The 18,700-nt window shown below is 44.2% G+C and carries 18 protein-coding genes; 1 reads left to right on the top strand and 17 read right to left on the bottom strand.

Annotated elements, in window-relative coordinates:
• From HMPREF9380_RS07290 to HMPREF9380_RS07365, 16 genes are all read right to left on the bottom strand, one after another.
• Positions 1 to 2,669 (bottom strand): SpaA isopeptide-forming pilin-related protein (locus tag HMPREF9380_RS07290; protein ID WP_002932758.1); only part of this gene is annotated, 2,669 nt, incomplete at its 3' end.
• A 326-nt stretch (positions 2,670 to 2,995) separates the two neighbouring features.
• Positions 2,996 to 3,736, bottom strand: coding sequence for a class I SAM-dependent methyltransferase (locus HMPREF9380_RS07295; protein WP_002932756.1), 741 nt, complete (start codon positions 3,734 to 3,736; stop codon positions 2,996 to 2,998).
• Positions 3,737 to 3,933: 197 nt separating this feature from the next.
• A complete protein-coding gene (locus HMPREF9380_RS07300) occupies positions 3,934 to 4,377 on the bottom strand; it encodes a Fur family transcriptional regulator (RefSeq protein ID WP_032907494.1) in 444 nt (147 codons plus the stop codon).
• Between the two features lie 398 nt (positions 4,378 to 4,775).
• Positions 4,776 to 5,051: an HU family DNA-binding protein gene (locus HMPREF9380_RS07305; RefSeq protein ID WP_002896125.1), complete on the bottom strand. Its 276-nt coding sequence runs from the start codon at positions 5,049 to 5,051 to the stop codon at positions 4,776 to 4,778.
• A 112-nt stretch (positions 5,052 to 5,163) separates the two neighbouring features.
• The gene (locus HMPREF9380_RS07310; protein ID WP_002932750.1) at positions 5,164 to 5,997 is read right to left on the bottom strand and encodes a DegV family protein; all 834 of its coding nucleotides are present in this window, start codon (positions 5,995 to 5,997) and stop codon (positions 5,164 to 5,166) included.
• Between the two features lie 283 nt (positions 5,998 to 6,280).
• On the bottom strand, positions 6,281 to 7,009 hold the full coding sequence (locus HMPREF9380_RS07315) for a metallophosphoesterase (RefSeq protein ID WP_002932749.1): 729 nt from the start codon (positions 7,007 to 7,009) through the stop codon (positions 6,281 to 6,283).
• A 52-nt stretch (positions 7,010 to 7,061) separates the two neighbouring features.
• A complete protein-coding gene (gene recN / locus HMPREF9380_RS07320) occupies positions 7,062 to 8,720 on the bottom strand; it encodes a DNA repair protein RecN (RefSeq protein ID WP_002932748.1) in 1,659 nt (552 codons plus the stop codon).
• A gap of 8 nt (positions 8,721 to 8,728) precedes the next feature.
• The gene (locus HMPREF9380_RS07325; protein WP_002911979.1) at positions 8,729 to 9,160 is read right to left on the bottom strand and encodes an arginine repressor; all 432 of its coding nucleotides are present in this window, start codon (positions 9,158 to 9,160) and stop codon (positions 8,729 to 8,731) included.
• Positions 9,153 to 9,968 carry a TlyA family RNA methyltransferase gene (locus HMPREF9380_RS07330; RefSeq protein ID WP_002932747.1) on the bottom strand — a complete coding sequence of 272 codons (816 nt, stop codon included), beginning with the start codon at positions 9,966 to 9,968 and terminating at the stop codon, positions 9,153 to 9,155. The genes HMPREF9380_RS07325 and HMPREF9380_RS07330 overlap by 8 nt, the downstream gene beginning before the upstream one ends.
• Positions 9,961 to 10,836: a polyprenyl synthetase family protein gene (locus HMPREF9380_RS07335; RefSeq protein WP_002932746.1), complete on the bottom strand. Its 876-nt coding sequence runs from the start codon at positions 10,834 to 10,836 to the stop codon at positions 9,961 to 9,963. The genes HMPREF9380_RS07330 and HMPREF9380_RS07335 overlap by 8 nt, the downstream gene beginning before the upstream one ends.
• The gene (locus tag HMPREF9380_RS07340; RefSeq protein WP_002896137.1) at positions 10,833 to 11,045 is read right to left on the bottom strand and encodes an exodeoxyribonuclease VII small subunit; all 213 of its coding nucleotides are present in this window, start codon (positions 11,043 to 11,045) and stop codon (positions 10,833 to 10,835) included. Before HMPREF9380_RS07340 ends, HMPREF9380_RS07335 begins: the two co-directional genes overlap by 4 nt.
• The gene (gene xseA / locus HMPREF9380_RS07345; protein WP_002932744.1) at positions 11,023 to 12,363 is read right to left on the bottom strand and encodes an exodeoxyribonuclease VII large subunit; all 1,341 of its coding nucleotides are present in this window, start codon (positions 12,361 to 12,363) and stop codon (positions 11,023 to 11,025) included. The genes HMPREF9380_RS07340 and xseA overlap by 23 nt, the downstream gene beginning before the upstream one ends.
• Positions 12,364 to 12,518: 155 nt before the next feature.
• Entirely contained in the window at positions 12,519 to 13,361 is an 843-nt protein-coding gene (locus tag HMPREF9380_RS07350) for an NAD(P)H-hydrate dehydratase (protein ID WP_002932740.1), read from the bottom strand.
• 107 nt (positions 13,362 to 13,468) lie between these two features.
• Entirely contained in the window at positions 13,469 to 14,242 is a 774-nt protein-coding gene (locus HMPREF9380_RS07355; protein ID WP_002932738.1) for an HAD hydrolase family protein, read from the bottom strand.
• Positions 14,239 to 15,093 carry a bifunctional methylenetetrahydrofolate dehydrogenase/methenyltetrahydrofolate cyclohydrolase gene (locus HMPREF9380_RS07360; protein ID WP_002900895.1) on the bottom strand — a complete coding sequence of 285 codons (855 nt, stop codon included), beginning with the start codon at positions 15,091 to 15,093 and terminating at the stop codon, positions 14,239 to 14,241. The genes HMPREF9380_RS07355 and HMPREF9380_RS07360 overlap by 4 nt, the downstream gene beginning before the upstream one ends.
• 189 nt (positions 15,094 to 15,282) lie before the next feature.
• Positions 15,283 to 15,513: a DUF1797 family protein gene (locus HMPREF9380_RS07365; protein WP_002896146.1), complete on the bottom strand. Its 231-nt coding sequence runs from the start codon at positions 15,511 to 15,513 to the stop codon at positions 15,283 to 15,285.
• 249 nt (positions 15,514 to 15,762) lie between these two features.
• On the opposite strand from HMPREF9380_RS07365, the gene HMPREF9380_RS07370 reads away from it, so the two are divergent.
• Positions 15,763 to 18,033, top strand: coding sequence for an ATP-dependent Clp protease ATP-binding subunit (locus HMPREF9380_RS07370; RefSeq protein WP_032907258.1), 2,271 nt, complete (start codon positions 15,763 to 15,765; stop codon positions 18,031 to 18,033).
• 48 nt (positions 18,034 to 18,081) lie between these two features.
• Here HMPREF9380_RS07370 and HMPREF9380_RS07375 read toward each other — a convergent pair whose 3' ends face one another.
• Positions 18,082 to 18,696, bottom strand: a complete 615-nt coding sequence (locus HMPREF9380_RS07375; RefSeq protein ID WP_002932735.1) for a GyrI-like domain-containing protein — start codon at positions 18,694 to 18,696, stop codon at positions 18,082 to 18,084.
• Positions 18,697 to 18,700: the final 4 nt, after the last annotated feature.

Genomic DNA, 18,700 nt, shown 5'->3' with positions numbered 1-18,700 from the left:
TTGAAAGTAATCTTTCGTGGGAGATCATCGTCCTTGTCAGTTACCGTAACAGTTGAACCATTTGTCGCTACGGTGTTAGCTTGGCTCTTAGCGTCCTTCTCACCAACATTGGTCACTTCCACTGTGCCGTCATGTTTGACTTGGAAGGTGATGTCGGTCACTTTGAGGTAGCCCGTTGGAGCTGCTTCCTCATGGAAGGTATGAGTACCAGGTGCTAAGTTGATGTCTTTAGACTTACCAGCTTCGGATGTCCAGCTTTCAACTGCATCGCCTTCAGCTTTCTCGCCCTTGTAAATCTTGATCTCAGCACCGGCAATTTCAGTACCGCCAAGGTTGACCTTACTGAAAGTAATCTTACGTGGGAGATCATCGTCCTTGTCAGTCACCGTAACAGTTGAACCATTTGTCGCTACGGTGTTAGCTTGGCCCTTAGCGTCTTTCTCACCAACATTGGTCACTTCTACTGTGCCGTCATGCTTGACTTGGAAGGTGATGTCGGTCACTTTAAGGTAGCCCGTTGGAGCTGCTTCCTCATGGAAGGTATAAGTACCAGGTGCTAAGTTGATGTCTTTAGACTTACCAGCTTCGGATGTCCAGTTTTCTACTGCATCTCCTTCAGCTTTCTCGCCCTTGTAGATCTTAATTTGAGCACCTGCGATTTCTTCTCCACCAAGGCTGACCTTACTGAAGGTAATCTTACGTGGAAGATCATCGTCTTTGTCTGTTACTGTAACAGTTGAACCATTTGTAACGACCTTGTTGTCTTCACCCTTAGAGTCTTTTTCTCCAACATTGGTCACTTCCACTGTGCCGTCATGTTTGACTTGGAAAGTGATATCGGTCACTTTGAGGTAACCTGTTGGAGCTGCTTCCTCATGGAAGGTATAAGTACCTGGTGCCAAGTTGAGATCTTTAGACTTACCAGCTTCGGATGTCCAGCTTTCTACAGCTTGACCTTCTGCCTTGTCGCCTTTGAAGATCTTGATCTCAGCACCGGCAATTTCAGTACCGCCAAGGTTGACCTTACTGAAGGTCACCTTACGTGGAAGATCATCGTCTTTGTCTGTTACTGTAACAGTTGAACCATCGGTTACGACTGTATTGTCCTCGCCTTTAGCATCCTTAGTACCAACATTGGTCACTTCCACTGTGCCGTCATGCTTGACTTGGAAAGTGATGTCGGTCACTTTGAGGTAACCAGTTGGAGCTGCTTCCTCATGGAAGGTGTATGTACCTAGTGCCAAGTTCAATTCTTTAGACTTACCAGCTTCGGATGTCCAGCTTTCTACAGCTTGACCTTCTGCCTTGTCGCCTTTGAAGATCTTGATCTGCGCTCCTGCGATTTCTTCTCCACCAAGGTTAACTTTACTGAAAGTAATCGCTTTTTCAGTTGGTGTCTTCTTGTTGACAATATCACGAGATACCGATTTATCAGTTCCGAAATCTTGTGAACCAATCTTGATTTCCTCAGTTGATTTGTCATATCCTTCTGGCGCTTTTACTTCCCGAATAGTATAGTTGTCTCTCAACAACTCTCCTACGCTCGCATTACCATCAGCATCCGTTGTCAACTTTCCAACTACTGCCCCAGTACTGTCACGAACCACTTCAAATTCAGCACCTTGAAGATTTTCACCCGCCTCATTTACCTTATGGATCTTAATAGAGAATACATATCCTTCGGCTACACCACCAGCAATCTGATAGGTACGAGTGCTAGTTGATTGTTCAGTAAGACCACCATTATAATTCATCTTGGCTACGTTCGTAATTTTTTCACCATCAACTAAATCATAATTTGCTTTAGCTCTATATTCTATCATATAACCAAAGCCATTAGTGTCTCCTAGAGGAAGGGTGAATCCATCTCCGCCAGGATTTACAGTCATTTGTTTCTTAAATGTTTCTGTCATATCCTGAGCATTAGACCATTTCCAATCTCCGTTATTCCAACGCCAATCTACTTTATAAATACGAAAAGTATCTGGTAAGAAGGTGAAATTTGGAGATGAGAACGCATCCTTGATGGTTACATCACTATAGCTGGCCATATTACGGTTTACAGTAATATTGTAACGAATAACATTTTTCTCGTCATCCTTATACTGGAAGGAACTCTTTTCAATCTTAGAGTCATACTGTTTAGGAGGTCCATTATAATGAACAGTTCCTGGAACTAAGGTCCGTGTTCCTATTGTAAATCCAGCATTCAAGTCACCTTCTTGACTCACTACATCATGGTCAACTCGAGCATAGAAGAAAAATTCTCCACGAACACGAGATTTTTGCTCAACATAATTTGTATATGTTAAGGTAATCGTTTTGTTTGCAGAATCCAAAAATCCATTTGCAACAAGATTACCTGACTCGTCCTTAAGCTCAATGGCTGAAGAGTTCGCAAAAGCATACTCTGGCGGCAAGGTGATCGTCGTCGTATCTCCTTGATGTACTTGGTTATCAGGCAATACAAACTTTGCGTAAACGCGGAAATCTTGCCAAATATCAATCCCTTGTGTTAAGTCTCCTCCAGAAGAATTTTTGAGACTCATCTCAGTAATGACATCATTAAATTCGGCCGCTTGCACTTCAGCAAGAGGGGCTAATGATGGCAAAATCACTCCCAAACAAAGAATGATAACATGAAGCCAAGTTCTAATTCTTTTGTTCATTTAATCTTCCTTTCTCACAATATTCAGTTTTAAATGTACAATGTAATTGTATACTAACTGAGCGTCCCCATCTTGTCAGTGCCCACTTTCTAAAAAGCAAACATTTATAGATACATTACATCTACATTTTATCATACTATAAGAAAAATGGCTATATACAAAAGGAGATTTTTTTAACATTTGTTTATCCTTTTGTCATTTAGAAAAGGTGGACGATTTGCATGGTTCATTCGCAAATCAGACCAATATGCTAAGGTCAATCGTGTCTGATAAGCAATGTACCCAATAACGCAGAAAAACCGGAAACAAAGTCCGGTTCTTATAATTTATTTCCTAAACGTCAGGACATAAAATTTCTCATCCCAGAGGAGTTTCAACTCCTTCTCCTTGACCCCTGCCGGTATAGCGGCCTCAATTTCTCCCAAATCAACCGTAGCGTCCTTAAAATAGTCCTTGCTGAAGTGGTTCTTCTTATATTGCTGGTCCACATAGTCTGCTGTCTCGTCTGAAATCATAATCTTAGTCCCTGGCTTAGCAACCCGCAGCATTTCCTGCATAGCCTTGGCCTTATCGCTAAAGAAATTAATCCCGCCGATATGGTAGACGATGTCAAAGCTATTATCCGCAAAGGGAAGGTCCTCCGCACAAGCATGAAAGAGCCGCAGATTGGTCTTCTTGGCGCAGGATTTCTGGCATTTTTTCAGCATGCCTATGGAAATATCCGCCCCGACAAAGTCTAGGCTTTTCAGGTCAATATTCTCAGGAATGTAGCGCAGGTCGTGGCCAGTCCCGATAGAGACATAAAGAACTGACAAATGATCCTTCCATTCTATTTCTGCCATCAGATCCCTTCTCAACTTGTCGACTGTCTTGCCATAGAGAAGGCCCCCCAGCCATTTCTCACTCATATCATACCAGCGAGCAAAACGATTGTACATGGTCATGTATTTGGCATTGTCCCCTGAGACATAGTCCTGATTCAGCGCCAGATAGATGTCTCCATCTTTTTGAAAATCCGCTAACTTCAAACCTGGCTTCAACTTCTCTTGTATTTTTGTATCTGTCATATCTTCTGTCTCCTTTTTCTATTTGCCATTTATTATAGAGGATTCTGAGACAAAAACAAGAGTTTTTCCGTAAGTGGTATAAATCACCAGACAAGTGGTTCTTATACCAAAGCAACTTTCAAAAAGAGACAAATATATAATCTTTCTTTCGATAAAAAAAGATTAAAATTACTAATTTCAATCCTTTTTGCTATTTCTTAAATTATCAAACTTTGACACTTGGGACAAATACCATAAACAGTTGTCTGACTCTGAGTAATGTGATAACCAGTCTGGGCTTCTGCCTCATGCTTCACATCTGGAAGCTCCAATTCCAAATCAGCAATAAGACCACATTTTTCACAAATAACATTAAGATGCTGATGTCCCATAAAGTCAAAATATGTCGTCGTATCATTTCGAACCTTAATCTCTGTTACAAATCCTTCATCAATCAACACTTTAAGATTATTATAGACGGTTGCCAGACTCATATTTGGAAAATTTGGCAGCAAATCATGATAAATCATTTCAGCACTTGGATGATCATGACTTTCTATAATATAAGTAACGATTGCCTTTCTAGTTTCGGTAATTCTCACTCCTTTAGAGCGAAGATGACCTATGACTTGTTCAAAATCATGCTGATGCTCTTGACTCATTTTGTACTCCATTATTATCTTCTTATCTAAATCATTACCATTATACCATGACTCAGCCTACTTGGCTATTAAGAATAATTGTAAATAAAAAAGTTCGTACTTTTATACTTTAAATGATTTCTCATCTTATGATTAATAGTTTAGAGAATTGAATACACTGGATTTTTCTAATTGAATTTATCTAACTAGTTCACAACAATTATTCCACCCTAAACACTATTACATCAGTTCCCATTCTGCTTTCTTACAACTATCTTTTTTAAATATATATACACTTGTAATTAATCATATATTCTCAGTATATTTCTCAAAAAATTTACCCATTTATGTTTATTACAAATAAAAAATAGCCTATCATACAAGCTAAATAGCAGTATGACAGGCTTTATTAACCAAAATTATTTTACAGCGTCTTTAAGAGCTTTACCTGCTTTGAAAGCTGGTACTTTAGAAGCTGCGATTTTGATTTCTTTACCAGTTTGAGGGTTGCGACCTTTACGTGCTGCACGCTCACGAACTTCAAAGTTACCAAAACCGATAAGTTGAACTTTTTCACCTTTTGAAAGGTACTCAGTTACAGCTGCGAATACAGCATCAACTGCTGCTGCTGAATCTTTTTTAGTCAATTCTGTAGCTTCTGCTACTTTTGCGATCAAATCTTGTTTGTTAGCCATTTAACAAATCCTCCAAATTTTTTCTGGGTTGATAACCCTAACAAATATTATCATATCTAAAAAAAGCATTCAGGTCAAGTACTAAGCCGCTATTTTCTAAATTATTATGGTTTTATTCGTAACGAATCAGCACAGCCCAAGCATTTTCCCCAGTATGCGTCTGAATAATAGATCCCGTTTCCAGCACTGAAATAGGTTTCTTGACATACGGCTGTAAACTTTCCTTCATTTCTAGCGCCAATTCTGGACTGCCTGCATAGGAAACTCCAATCTCAGCCACTTGCTTATTTTGCAGACTTGCTGTCAAATCATCCAACCATTTTTTAAAGGTCTTAGCACCCCTCCCCTTGACAATGGGCTCCAGCTGATGATCTTTCATTTGCATGATGACACGGATATTGAGCAGGGAGCTAATCAGACCGGAAACTCGGCCAATACGGCCTCCTTTAACCAGATTTTCTAAGGTAGAGAGACCGATATAGAGCTCTGTCTTTTCCTTCACTTCCTCGATTTTGGCTAGAATCTCCTCTAGGCTAGCTCCTTCTTTGGCCAGTTTAGCTGCTTCGGTGACCTGGAACTTCATAGCCTGATCAGTGAAAGAGCTGTCAACAACCGTCACATCAGCATTAGCCAGAGTCGCTCCCTGACGGGCTGCTTCGACAGTCCCTGACAAGGCGTGAGACATGTGAATGGAGATAATCTGTGCTCCATCCTCTGCCAAGCGCTCAAAAACATCAGCAAAGACTCCGACAGGCGGCTGACTGGTTTTAGGAAGATTGCGACTAGACTGCATAAGACGAAGGAACTCACCTTCCTCTAGGTCTGCATCCGAATAGACCACCCCGTCCACCATAACAGAGAGAGGCACAATAGTAATGTCTAATTCCTTAGCAACCTCCGGTTCAATGGTTACGGATGAGTCTGTTACGATTTTTATTTTTGTCATAGATTTCCTACTCTGTATCTAAATTTTAACTTGTTATTACACTACATTATACCAAATTTTTATGGTTTTGTGGGGGAATATTCGCTAAAATCACAGCTCAGGCCAAGCGTTTCCTAAATTTAATCTGCTTGTTTTAGTTTTTTAATCTTTTTGCGCTTCTTTAAAATTAGATGAAAAAGTGTTTACATGCCGCTTTTTTTAGCTTTATTGGGGAAAATTTTGGAAAAAAGCTGATTTTCAGAGAGAAACTCAGCAAAAAAAGATTGGATTTTCCCAATCTTTTTCAGTCTTCGGCTACCAAACCATCATTTTTTATGGCATACCGCTCTATGATGCCATTATGACCAAAGACAACTCCGTGGAGTACTCCTCCATAGACAGCTCCGCCATCCATTCCAATCTTGCCATCCTCAGTCATCCATAGCTGATCAGTTCCCGGTGCCTTATGCAAGAGGTAAAATGTCGGTGTATGGCCAAAGACAATCGTTTTGCCAGTCTGATTACTGCCTTCGTGAAAAGGAGCGCGAATCCAAACTTTTTGATAATCACTGGTTTCTCGCCAGTCTTTCAGCTCCAAATCTAGGCCGGCATGGACAAAAATGTACTGCTCTGTCTCCAACAGGAAAGGCATCTGGCGAATAAAATCTACTAAATCGGCCACCTCCGTCTTGACACGTTCCGCGTCTGCTACTCCATCTACAGGAGCATTGAGAGGTCGATCTAAAAGCGAATTAATCGTCGTATCTCCGCCATTGCGTCGGTAGTGGTCATAAGACTTTTCAGGATTGTCCAGCCAGGTCAGAAACATATACTCATGATTGCCAGAAAGACAAACAGCTCCTTTCTGATCTACTAAATTCTTGACCCGCTCCAAAACTGCTCGGCTGTCCTCGCCTCGATCGATCAAGTCGCCTAGAAAGACTAGTTGGCTGCGACCGTCCCAGTGCTGGAGCAGCTCATCTAGCATACTAGCCTTACCATGGACATCACCGATTGTAAAATATTCTGTCATATGCGCCACCTCCTAAAGGAGACCGAAACACTAGTGTCTCAGCCTCGCTTGTTTATTTTTTTAATAATTCTCTGGCTTGAGTCAAAGCAGCCTCTGTCACATCTTCGCCAGCCAGCATCTTAGCGACTTCCTGAACACGCTCGTCAGCCGTCAGCAGTCGAACCGTTGAGACGGTCGAATTCTCATCCGAAATCTTCTCAATAAAGAACTGATAATCGGCAATCGCAATGACCTGCGGCAGATGGGAAATAGCCAAGACTTGGCCGTTGGAGCCAATCTTGTGAATCTTCTGAGCAATAGCTTGGGCCACTCGGCCAGAAACTCCCGTATCCACTTCGTCAAAGACAATGCTGGTCTTACCTTCCTTACGAGAAAAAGCAGACTTGATAGCCAACATAAGACGGGAGAGCTCACCTCCAGAGGCAACCTTCACCAAAGGTTTAAAATCCTCGCCTGGATTGGTTGAGATGTAAAACTCTACTTGTTCATTGCCTTCACGGTTGAACTTGCCCTTACTGAACTGCACTTTAAAGCGCGCCTTTTCCATGTAGAGATCCTGTAACTCTTGCTTGATTTCTGCTTCCAGCTGGGCTGCTAGGCCATGACGAGCCTGACTCAGCTCCTGGGCCAGCTCTACCAGCTCTCTCTCCAAGGCCTTCAGCTCTCGGTCCATATCCTCTGAGGACAAGTTACTTCCAGTTAAAAGGCTGTATTCTTTGGAAATCTGAGCAAAGTAATCCAGCACATCATCTACCTGGCCGCCGTATTTACGCGTGATGCTGTTAATCAAGTCTAAGCGACTCTCCACCTGCAGCAGCCGATCTCCGTCAAAGTCCAGTCCATCTAAAATGTCCTCTAAGCGCTTGCTGACATCTTCCAAGACATAATAAGTCTCTGACAAGTTGCCTGAAAGCTCCTTGTAGGCTGGATCGTAATCCTCGATAGACTCAAGGTCATTCATAGCTGAGCGGACATTGGTCAGACTGGAAAAATCTTCATTATCCAGCATAGTATAGGCGTTCGTCAGCGTATCGGCAATGAGCTTGTGGTTGAGCAAGCGATCCCGCTCCTGATGCAGGGCGGTATCTTCACCGCTTTTGAGGGCCGCGCTTTCAATCTCCGCCATCTGAAACTCCAGCATCTCAATCCTGGCCTTATGCTCCTGCTGATTTTTCTGCAAAGTCAGGACTTGCTTGCGCAGGCTTCGATAGCGGTCAAAGGTTTCCTGATAGCGGCCTTTGAGATACAAAAAGTCTGCTGAGCCAAACTCATCTAACATAGCAATATGAAGCTGAGGTCTCATCAGCTCTTCCTGATCATGCTGACCATGGATATCCACCAAGTGCTGGCCGACAGCCTTTAGAACAGACAGATTAACCATCTGGCCATTGATACGGCTGACACTGCGGCCATTTTGCAGAATTTCCCGACGGATAATCAGCTCATCGGTCAGCTCCCAACCTTGCTCCTCAAAAATCTCTCGCAAAGCTCTGCTATTTTCCAGCGAAAAAAGTCCCTCTATCTCAGCTTTTGGGGCACCATGACGAATAACATCCGTCGTAGCACGGCTGCCCAGCATCATGTTCATCGCGTCAATAATAATAGACTTGCCAGCTCCGGTTTCCCCGGTCAAAACCGTCATACCTTGCTCAAAATTAAGGGAAATCTCCTCAATAATGGCAAAATTTTTAATCGAAATTTCTAATAACATAGGCTTTCCTACCAATGGTGAATGATGGTTGCAACCCTTGCAGCTGCTTCCTCTGTCATCATAACCATCAAAATACTGTCGTTGTCTGCCAAGATACTGAAAATATCTTCAGCAAATTCATTCCTAAGATGGCGCTTGACCAGCGCTGTGCTCCCCGGTACCAGACTGAGATTGATCATATTTCCCAAAACCTGACAGGACAGGATGTTATTTTCGGCCAAGCCCAGACTGCTAGTCATGGTCTTAGGCAGCTCGTAGATATAGGTGTTGTCCTTGAGCGGTATCTTGACAATGCCCAGCTCTTTGATATCCCTAGAGACCGTAGCCTGGGTCGCTGTAATCCCAGACTCCCTGAGATGTTCTACGATTTCCTCCTGGGTGCCAATGTCATAGTCACTGACAAACCGTCTAATCTTTTCTAATCTATCCTTCTTATTCATCCTTAAATTCCTTGTGTGCCGCCTCTACAACAGCTGTCATCATAGCTGAATAAAGAGGCTGCGGCTCTATGCTCTTTTCTAAATAGGCCAGAAATTCCACATTGCCCTGACCGCCCTGAATAGGCGAAAAATCTAGTCCCCTAACAGAAAAGCCAGCCTCCATCATAAATGCTGTGACCTTTTCCAGAACTGCCAGATGGACCTTTTTATCCTTGACAATCCCTTTTTTCCCAATCTGCTCGCGTCCTGCTTCAAACTGAGGCTTGATTAAGGCGACCACTTGGCCATCCCGAGCCAAAATCTCATGCAGAGCTGGCAAAATCAAGCTCAGCGATATAAAGCTAACATCAATACTAGCAAAGCTCGGCTCCTGCTCAAAGTCAGTCCTTTGGGCATAGCGAAAATTAAACTGCTCCATGCTGACAACCCGCTCATCTTGTCTGAGCTTCCAAGCCAGCTGATTGGTGCCGACATCTACTGCATAGACCAGCTTAGCTCCGTGCTGTAGCATGACATCTGTAAAACCGCCGGTCGAAGCTCCGATATCTAAGGTCACTCGGTCAGTGATCGAAATGTCAAATACTTGCAAAGCCTTTTCTAGCTTGAGGCCGCCGCGACTGACATATCTGATTTTCTCGCCTTTTAAGCGCAGCTCTGTGGCTGCGTCAATCTTTTCACCTGGCTTGTCAAAGCGCTGGCCATTGGCCGCAGCAATAACCAGCCCAGCCATTACGCCTCGCTTAGCCTGCTCTCTGGTCTCAAAGAGCCCTTGCCTGTAAGCCAGCACATCTACTCTTTCCTTAGCCATTCAATCTCAAACTTTCTATTATCTTTTGAATTTTTCCGCCTGAAAACTCTGTCTTTTCTTCCAAGTCTGTCAGAATGTTCACAGCTTCATCAAGAGTCTGATTGAAAAAGTTCTTAGCTCCATCCAGTCCTAGAAAGGCTGGATAAGTCGACTTGGCCGCAGCTAAATCTTTCTGCGGGGTTTTACCCAGCTCTTCAAAGCTGGCTGTCACATCCAAAATATCATCCCGCACTTGAAAGGCCAAGCCCAAGAGCTCTCCAATCCTACGAAGCTTGTCCTGAACAGACTGCTGAGCCTCAGCAATCAAACCAGCTGCGACAAAAGGATAGGTCAGTAGCTTACCAGTCTTATTGGCATGGATGGTTTTTAAATCTTCTAAACTAATTGCTTGGCCTTCGCCTTGCATGTCCAGAACTTGACCTGCGACCATGCCAAAGCTCCCTGCTGCCAGGGACAACTCAGAAATCAAGTCCACCTTAATCTGACTAGGCAGCTCGGCCCTTGCCAATAGTCCATAGGGGTCCAAAAAGAGAGAATCACCCGCCAAAATAGCCATATCCTCTCCAAACTTCTTATGGCTAGTCAGGCGGCCGCGACGATAGTCGTCATCATCCATAGCTGGCAAATCATCATGGATAAGGCTGCCAGTATGAATCATCTCAAGAGCCGCCGCGACCTGATAGTGGGCCTCAGCCAGCTCTAGGCCAAAAGCTTGAATCAACTCCAATAGCAATAAGGGACGAATCCGCTTGCCGCCTGCCTGCACCGAATACAAAATAACTTCCGTCAAATCCGACGACACTTGCTGAGACCTATAAAAATCTTCAATCGTCAGACCAATTTTTTCCAGTTTCTCGTTTCTTGTCATTCCATTTCCGTTTCTGTACCGTCTGCCTGCATGACCTTAACTAAGGTCTTTTCTGCCTTGTCCAGACTAGCCTGAAGTTCCTTTGAAAGCTTCATTCCCTTTTGAAATTCCGCAATCGCCTCTTCCAGCGCTACATCACCATTTTCCAGCTTTTGGACAATGACTTCCAAGTCTGCTAAGTTTTCTTCAAATTTCTTTTCTTTGGACATGTTTTACCTCTACTTCCAGCTGTCCATCCCGCATAAGCAGGGTCAGCTCATCTTTTTCTTCAATGCCTGCACTTGACTCGACAACCTTTTGATTCTTTTGGACAATAGCATAGCCACGCGCCACGATTCGACTGGTATCCAGCATAAGTAAGGCCTCGGACAATCTCCTGACTTGAGCCACCTTGTTATCATAAATAACTGCCATATTACTGCGCAGTAAGCGCTCCAACTGGGCAGTCTGCTCCTGAAGACGCTGAACGCGACTGAGCGGATTCAATGCCTCCAAACGATGCTGCAAGATTTTGACCCGCTGTTGCTCTTCACTATAATATTCGCGAATTTTTTGCTTCAGTCGCAGGTTGAGTTGGTCTAACTTCTGCAGATGACCATCGTAAAGACGCTCTGGCTGTCGGAAGATAACCGACTGGGTTAGCTTATTCAATCTCTCTCGATAATAGCTCAGGCGATTGGACATCGCTCGTGACATGCGATTTTCCTGCTGCTGCAAATGTCCCAGCAGGTCTAGCTTGGTGACCGATGTTGCTAGCTCAGCCGCAGCCGTCGGAGTCGCAGCCCTGCGATCTGCTACAAAGTCCGCCAAAGTCGTATCTGTCTCATGGCCGACACTAGAGATAACAGGAATCCGAGACTCAAAAATGGCCCGAACTGTTTCCTCTTCGTTGAAAGCCCAGAGATCTTCGATAGAACCACCACCTCGACCAATAATCAGCACATCCAAATCCGACCTCTCATTGGCCAGTCTGATGTGGTCAGCAACCTGAGCTGCAGCACCATCTCCCTGCACTTTTGTCGGATAAAGGACAATCTCCACTCCCGGAAAGCGACGGCTGACCGTCGTGATAATGTCTCGGATGACCGCTCCGCTGGGACTGGTTACAACACCGATTTTCTTAGGAAATTGGGGCAAGGCTTGCTTGAATTTATCTTGAAAAAGCCCTTCTTCTCCCAGTTTTTTCCTAAGCTGTTCAAACTGGATAGCCAAAGCTCCGATACCATCCGGCTCTGCTTTTTCAATGATGATGGAATAGGAACCGCTCGGCTCATAGAGCTGTACCCGGCCAATGACATTGATTTTCATGCCTTCTTCCAGCTCAAAGCCCAACTTCTGGTAAACACCAGACCAAATCGTAACCTGAATGACTGTCTTTTCATCTTTCAATGAGAAATACTGATGATTGGGGCGCCGGCGGAAATTGGACACCTGACCAGTCAGATAGACCCGCTCCAAATAAGGATCCCTCTCAAACTTCATCTTCAGATACTTGGTCAAGGTCGAAACCGACAAATACTCTGGCATGTCCTTTTCCTTTCTTTTCTAGTTTTTCCGTAACTTTTATTATAACAAAAAACTGCATAAAAAACCGATTACAAAGTCTAAAAATCCCCTGAAAAGCAAGAAAAAACTGGGCACCTAAAAATGAAACCCAGCATACTTAAAAACTAAGAAAAAGTCTACTGACTCATCTTCTTCATCCACCTTGGAATGGCTCTGCTGATTGACGTTGGTAGGACGACATAAGCATCCTGACTCAATTCATCCGCGATAAAGGAATGAAGAAGAGTTGCAGCCGCCACTCGCTCAAAGAGACTGCTTGACTTAAACTGACCTGCAAATGCGGCAATCATACCAGCCAGCGTATCCCCCATGCCGCCAGTTGCCTGATAAGGTCCTCCTACTGTCAGCTCAAAGACCTGCTCTTGCCCACTTTGATAGATGGTCGTCCCATGCTTTTTCTGCACAACAATACTGCCCAAAGGTAGCTGATTGACCGCCGCCTGATTGGCTGCCGCTGTCTGATCTGACAAGCTCAAACCCGATAAGCCTTCCCACTCCTTCTGGTGAGGGGTAAAAACTGTTTGAGCTTTTGGAAATGGCAAAGCTCCTTTGCTAAAGAGTGAAATGGCTCCGCCATCCATAATGAGAATCTGCTGCTCTGCCACAGTCTGGACAACCTTTTGTAGGATATCTAGACCTAGTTGATTCTCTGCTAGGCCTGGACCAATCAAAACTACATCTGATTTAGCCAGCTGCTCTGTCAATCGGTCTTGCTCCTCTAGGTCAAAGGCCATAGCCTCCGTTAGATGACTATGCAGAGGGGCGATATTTTCTCTATCTGTAGCAACAGTCACCAGACCTGCTCCGCTATTGACCACCGCTAAAGCTGCCATGATAATGGCGCCCCCATAAGGATAGGTCCCCCCAATCAATAAGAGACGGCCGTAGTCACCTTTGTGACTATCCAAGGGACGTACCCTAATAACTCTTTTTAAAATATTTTCAGCATTTTTTGACATGATATTCTCCTAGACCAACTTCATCCTGCACTGGTCTCAAGATGACCAAACCTATCTTCATTATACACCAAAAGGCACCTAAACAGGTGCCTCGTATCGCAAGAAAGTTATTTTCTTCGGAAATCTGCAAATTTTTGTAAGATTCTTGCTGCGACTGCCTTGGGTAAATTTTCCTGAAAGGCGACCTGCTCATCCGCATAATCGCTCAAGCCTGGGAAATCACCAACCTGCACAGCATAGAGAGAATTCTTAAAGAGCTGGATATCATTTTGATCATTACCAAAAGCCACATAATCCGAACCGCATAATTCCTTTACAGTTGAAGCTTTATTGGTTTCAGCCGGGTTGACATAAAAACATTTCTCATGTTCATGATAGTCTAGACTCAGGTTAGGCAAGTTTGCAAAACGAGCCTGTATATCATCTAAGAGCTGCTCATGATTCCCCATGTAAATAACAAGCTTAATAGGATGCTGGAGTTCAGTCAGTTCCAGTCGTCTTGCCCGCTTGAGAGGATCTACACTGGCAATAAAAGGGATTTTTTCTAAAATCTGGCCGCTGTAGTCAAAAGTATTATCAACGAAAAAAGGCAAATTATAGGTCAAACAAGTATCTAGAATGGCTTGATAACTTGACTGATGCAGCTGACGCTCAAAAATCAGCTGTTCATCTTGATAAGCCACTCCGCCGTTCAGACCAATCACTATCTGCTGGCTCAATTCCGGACCTAATAGTCCCAGACAATCTCGATAGGAGCGCGCCGAAGCAAACAGAACTTCATGCCCAAACTGAGGAGCCGTCATCAGAACCTGCTTAATCTCCTCATCAATCGTCATATAATCAAAGGACAAGGTCCCATCCAAATCAAAAACAAATTTCATGATTCAAGACTCCGTTTAAAGGCCTGGTAGGTCTGCTCCATCAGCATGGTAATGGTCATAGGCCCAACACCTCCAGGTACAGGGGTAATCAGACTGGCGAGTTCAGACACTTCATCAAACTTAACATCGCCAATCAGCTTGCCATTTTCATCTCGGTTCATCCCGACGTCAATGACAACAGCCCCTTCCTTGACAAAGTCCTTGGTCACAAAATGTCCACGTCCGATAGCCACCACCAAAATATCTGCCCGCTTAGCAGTCTTGGCTAGATTGTGGGTCCGCGAATGTGTTAGAGTAACCGTCGCATTCTTAGCCAAAAGCAGCTGAGCCATGGGCTTACCAACAATATTACTCCGCCCGATGACGACCGCTCGCTTGCCTTCCAGTTCAACGCCATATTCATGGAACATTGCCATAATGCCCGCAGGAGTAGCCGGAATCATAACCGGATGGCCGCTCCATAGCTTGCCCATATTAAGCGGATGAAAGCCATCAACATCCTTGTCTGGATCAATGGCCAGCAGCACAGCTTCATCATCGATATGCTCAGGCAAGGGCAGCTGGACCAAAATCCCATGCCAGTCAGGATTTTGATTATAAGTTTCAATCAAGCCCAAGAGTTCTTCCTGGCTGGTCTCTTCTGGCAGACGTTCTACCTTACTCCGAAATCCTGCCGCCAAGGCTGAGCGCTCTTTATTACGCACGTAGATTTGACTGGCTGGATTATTTCCCACTACAATCACTACCAAGCCCGGTACCTGACCTGTCTTTTCTTTGAGGCGAGCCGTTTTTTCGGCTAATTTTTTCTGAAGCTTCTCTGCCAAACCTCTACCATCAATAATCTGGGCCATGTCATTCTCATTTCTTTTTCATTATCTTTTTCATTATACCAAAAAAAACTGTGCCCAGCCTATAACTTTTTCTTATACAAGGTTATAAGACGAGGATTCATTGGCAGCTAGTGGTAAAATTTTCAGACCTACTAAATCTTTTTCAAAACAAGATAAAAAGTGCAAAAATAAAAAGCAGCTAAGTGCTTTTTAGTAGAGTAATTCATAAATTTCCATTGCAATCAAATCGATGCTGTCGAAAGTATAGGTCTCACGCGCTGCAACATCACGCAAGGTGAAGACAGAGCCGTTTTCTTCGTCATAACTGTAAGCTACTTCTGCTACAACCACTCCTTCACGCTCAAAATTACGTTTCAAATTTCCGCCATCCTTAGCCATAGCTTCTAAGCGGTTAATAATTCTAACTAAATGTGATTCCATTTTGTTTCTCCTATTTACTTAGTTCCCTCTTATTTTACCATAAATAGCGACTGAAATACCACTAAAAGCCAATTTTTTGTAATTTTTCAAGAATTTGTTTTCATTCTGCTCGGTCTAAGGGAGGATTTTGTAGTAAATTCTTGCAAAGTTCGAGAATACTGATATAATGAAACTATAAAACTTTGACTATTTTTGACCTTTAATCATTCCTATAAATAGCTTGCACACTAAAAGAAAAGAGGTATCTGCATGCTTTGCCAAAATTGTAAAATCAATGAATCTACGATTCACCTTTATACCAACGTAAATGGCCATAAACAACAGGTGGATTTGTGTCAAAACTGCTACCAAATCATGAAAACAGACCCCGAACATTCCTTGTTCGGTGGGATTGCTAATGTCAACAATCACGGAACAGATCCTATCGATGACTTCTTCAACAGCCTCAGCAATTTTCAACAGCCTCAGGAACCAACTACTCCTCCTACCCAATCTGGCGGAGCCTATGGGGGCGGTGGAGTCTACGGCTCCAATCCTAGCAAGGGTGGTCAGCCTCAGCCAAGTCCGCAAAAGCCAAAAGGCCTGCTGGAAGAGTTTGGTATCAACGTGACTGAGTTGGCTCGCCGAGGCGAGATTGATCCTGTTATTGGCCGTGATGAAGAAATCGTCCGTGTCATTGAAATCCTCAACCGCCGCACCAAAAACAACCCTGTTCTCATAGGAGAGCCAGGAGTCGGAAAAACAGCCGTAGTGGAAGGATTAGCCCAAAAAATTGTTGATGGTGATGTGCCTCATAAACTCCAAGGCAAAGAAGTTATCCGCCTAGACGTTGTCAGTTTAGTACAGGGAACTGGTATCCGTGGCCAATTTGAGGAGAGAATGCAGAAGCTCATTGATGAGATTCGTTCTCGTCAGGATGTCATTCTCTTTATTGATGAAATCCATGAAATTGTCGGAGCAGGCTCTGCTGGCGATGGCAATATGGACGCTGGGAACATCCTCAAACCAGCTCTGGCTCGCGGAGAACTCCAGATGGTCGGAGCAACCACCCTCAACGAATACCGTATCATCGAGAAGGATGCTGCACTGGAGCGCCGTATGCAGCCAGTTAAGGTAGATGAGCCGACTGTTGAAGAAACCATTACCATCCTCAAAGGGATTCAGAAAAAATACGAAGACTATCATCACGTCAAGTACACAGATGCGGCTATTGAAGCTGCTGCGCTTCTCTCCAACCGCTACATCCAAGATCGCTTCCTGCCAGACAAGGCTATTGACCTCTTGGATGAGGCTGGGTCCAAGATGAATCTGACCCTCAACTTCGTTGATCCCAAGGTCATTGACCAACGTCTGATTGAGGCCGAAAATCTCAAGGCTCAGGCAACTCGTGACGAAGATTTCGAAAAGGCGGCTTACTTCCGCGACCAGATTGCCAAGTACAAGGAACTCCAGCAGACAAGTGTGCTAGACAAGGATACTCCGATTATCAGTGAGAAAACGATTGAGCACATCGTAGAGCAAAAGACCAATATCCCAGTTGGCGATCTCAAAGAAAAGGAACAGTCTCAACTAGTCAATCTCGCTAGCGACTTAAAGGCTCATGTCATCGGCCAAGATGATGCCGTAGATAAGATTGCCAAGGCTATCCGACGCAACCGGGTCGGACTAGGAAGTCCTAATCGCCCAATCGGCAGCTTCCTCTTTGTCGGACCTACTGGTGTCGGTAAGACTGAGCTGTCTAAGCAACTAGCCATTGAGCTCTTTGGCTCGGCTGACAGCATGATTCGCTTTGATATGAGTGAATATATGGAAAAACACAGCGTGGCTAAGCTGGTCGGTGCTCCTCCGGGCTATGTCGGCTATGATGAAGCTGGTCAATTGACTGAGCGCGTCCGTCGTAATCCCTACTCGCTCATTCTGCTGGATGAGGTGGAAAAGGCCCATCCTGATGTTATGCACATGTTCCTACAGGTTCTAGATGATGGCCGCCTGACTGATGGCCAAGGCCGAACTGTCAGCTTCAAGGACACCATTATCATCATGACATCCAATGCTGGAACTGGCAAAGCTGAAGCCAGCGTTGGCTTTGGAGCCGCGCGTGAAGGCCGCACCAATTCCGTCTTGGGTGAATTGGGCAACTTCTTCAGTCCTGAGTTTATGAACCGCTTTGACGGGATTATCGAATTCCAGGCTCTCAGCAAGGACAATCTGCTGCAAATCGTCAACCTTATGCTGGACGATGTCAATCAACGTTTGGCAACCAATGACATCCATCTGGATGTTACGGAGAAGGTCAAGGAAAAATTGGTTGACCTGGGCTACGATCCAAAAATGGGCGCTCGCCCACTGCGCCGTACCATTCAGGACCATATCGAAGATGCTATTACTGACTTCTATCTAGAAAATCCAAGCGAAAAAGAGCTCAAAGCTATCATGACCAGCAATGGCAAGATTCTCATCAAGTCAGCAAAGAAAACTGAAAGCACAGAGTCCGTTAATTCATCTCAAGAAGAAAAATAAATGTCGACAAAATGGAGCAGAAAACACTTAGTTTTCTGCTCTATTTCTTTATTGATCCTTCTGAACCTTGTAGCGCAGAATTGTTTTCAGCTTGCTAGGGTCTGTCCGATTCAGATTATTGAGATAGATTTCTCTATGAGTGTTTGAAATCCGTGTCAGCTGGTGATTCTGGCAAAAGGTATCCATTTTAGCGAAGGAGTGAGGTTCTTCGTCAAAAGGTCCTAGGTGCAGCATGGCGACACACGCTCCTTCCGTCATTTCTTCAAAGCGAATCTCGTCATAGAGAGGATTAGGCTTTTTGACACGGACTTGTTCCAGAGCCTTTTTCACCATCTCTTCAGTGATAAAGTCCGGCTGCCCAATCATAATGGTATAAATCAATTCTTCTTTAATGAGTTCTCCTGTTTGCTCTTGCTGCCAAAGTCCTTCCAAGGGATAAACTATAAAATCAGTAAATTCTTGCTCGGCCGCTGTCTTTTTGTAGTTCATCTTGATAGCATAGGCTAAGCTGTACAGAGCACCAACTCGTTCCGAAAAGTCGGCAGCATTAGGATTGCCCTTGCCATCAATCATGATAAAAGACTGGGCAGGAACATCTATAAGACAGGGTTTAGACTTAATTTGATATAATTCACGATTGGCTTTTCTCCATTCATATTTCATGAGA

Source organism: Streptococcus sanguinis SK49 (assembly GCF_000212815.1).
In the GTDB taxonomy this organism is placed as follows: Bacteria; Bacillota; Bacilli; order Lactobacillales; family Streptococcaceae; genus Streptococcus; species Streptococcus sanguinis_C.
The sequence above is the reverse complement of the archived record's forward strand: the minus strand, read 5'-3'. Positions and strand labels throughout refer to the sequence as shown.

Excerpts from the sequence above, each read along its gene's own strand:
- HMPREF9380_RS07300 (WP_032907494.1), bottom strand. The coding sequence starts at position 4,377 with ATGAGTCAAGAGCATCAGCATGATTTTGAACAAGTCATAGGTCATCTT.
- HMPREF9380_RS07375 (WP_002932735.1), bottom strand. The coding sequence starts at position 18,696 with ATGAAATATGAATGGAGAAAAGCCAATCGTGAATTATATCAAATTAAG.
- HMPREF9380_RS07310 (WP_002932750.1), bottom strand. The coding sequence starts at position 5,997 with ATGACAAAAATAAAAATCGTAACAGACTCATCCGTAACCATTGAACCG.
- xseA (WP_002932744.1), bottom strand. The coding sequence starts at position 12,363 with ATGCCAGAGTATTTGTCGGTTTCGACCTTGACCAAGTATCTGAAGATG.
- HMPREF9380_RS07370 (WP_032907258.1), top strand. The coding sequence starts at position 15,763 with ATGCTTTGCCAAAATTGTAAAATCAATGAATCTACGATTCACCTTTAT.
- recN (WP_002932748.1), bottom strand. The coding sequence starts at position 8,720 with ATGTTATTAGAAATTTCGATTAAAAATTTTGCCATTATTGAGGAGATT.
- HMPREF9380_RS07330 (WP_002932747.1), bottom strand. The coding sequence starts at position 9,968 with ATGGCTAAGGAAAGAGTAGATGTGCTGGCTTACAGGCAAGGGCTCTTT.
- HMPREF9380_RS07360 (WP_002900895.1), bottom strand. The coding sequence starts at position 15,093 with ATGGCCCAGATTATTGATGGTAGAGGTTTGGCAGAGAAGCTTCAGAAA.
- HMPREF9380_RS07295 (WP_002932756.1), bottom strand. The coding sequence starts at position 3,736 with ATGACAGATACAAAAATACAAGAGAAGTTGAAGCCAGGTTTGAAGTTA.
- HMPREF9380_RS07340 (WP_002896137.1), bottom strand. The coding sequence starts at position 11,045 with ATGTCCAAAGAAAAGAAATTTGAAGAAAACTTAGCAGACTTGGAAGTC.
- HMPREF9380_RS07335 (WP_002932746.1), bottom strand. The coding sequence starts at position 10,836 with ATGACAAGAAACGAGAAACTGGAAAAAATTGGTCTGACGATTGAAGAT.
- HMPREF9380_RS07355 (WP_002932738.1), bottom strand. The coding sequence starts at position 14,242 with ATGAAATTTGTTTTTGATTTGGATGGGACCTTGTCCTTTGATTATATG.
- HMPREF9380_RS07315 (WP_002932749.1), bottom strand. The coding sequence starts at position 7,009 with ATGACAGAATATTTTACAATCGGTGATGTCCATGGTAAGGCTAGTATG.
- HMPREF9380_RS07325 (WP_002911979.1), bottom strand. The coding sequence starts at position 9,160 with ATGAATAAGAAGGATAGATTAGAAAAGATTAGACGGTTTGTCAGTGAC.
- HMPREF9380_RS07365 (WP_002896146.1), bottom strand. The coding sequence starts at position 15,513 with ATGGAATCACATTTAGTTAGAATTATTAACCGCTTAGAAGCTATGGCT.
- HMPREF9380_RS07350 (WP_002932740.1), bottom strand. The coding sequence starts at position 13,361 with ATGTCAAAAAATGCTGAAAATATTTTAAAAAGAGTTATTAGGGTACGT.
- HMPREF9380_RS07305 (WP_002896125.1), bottom strand. The coding sequence starts at position 5,051 with ATGGCTAACAAACAAGATTTGATCGCAAAAGTAGCAGAAGCTACAGAA.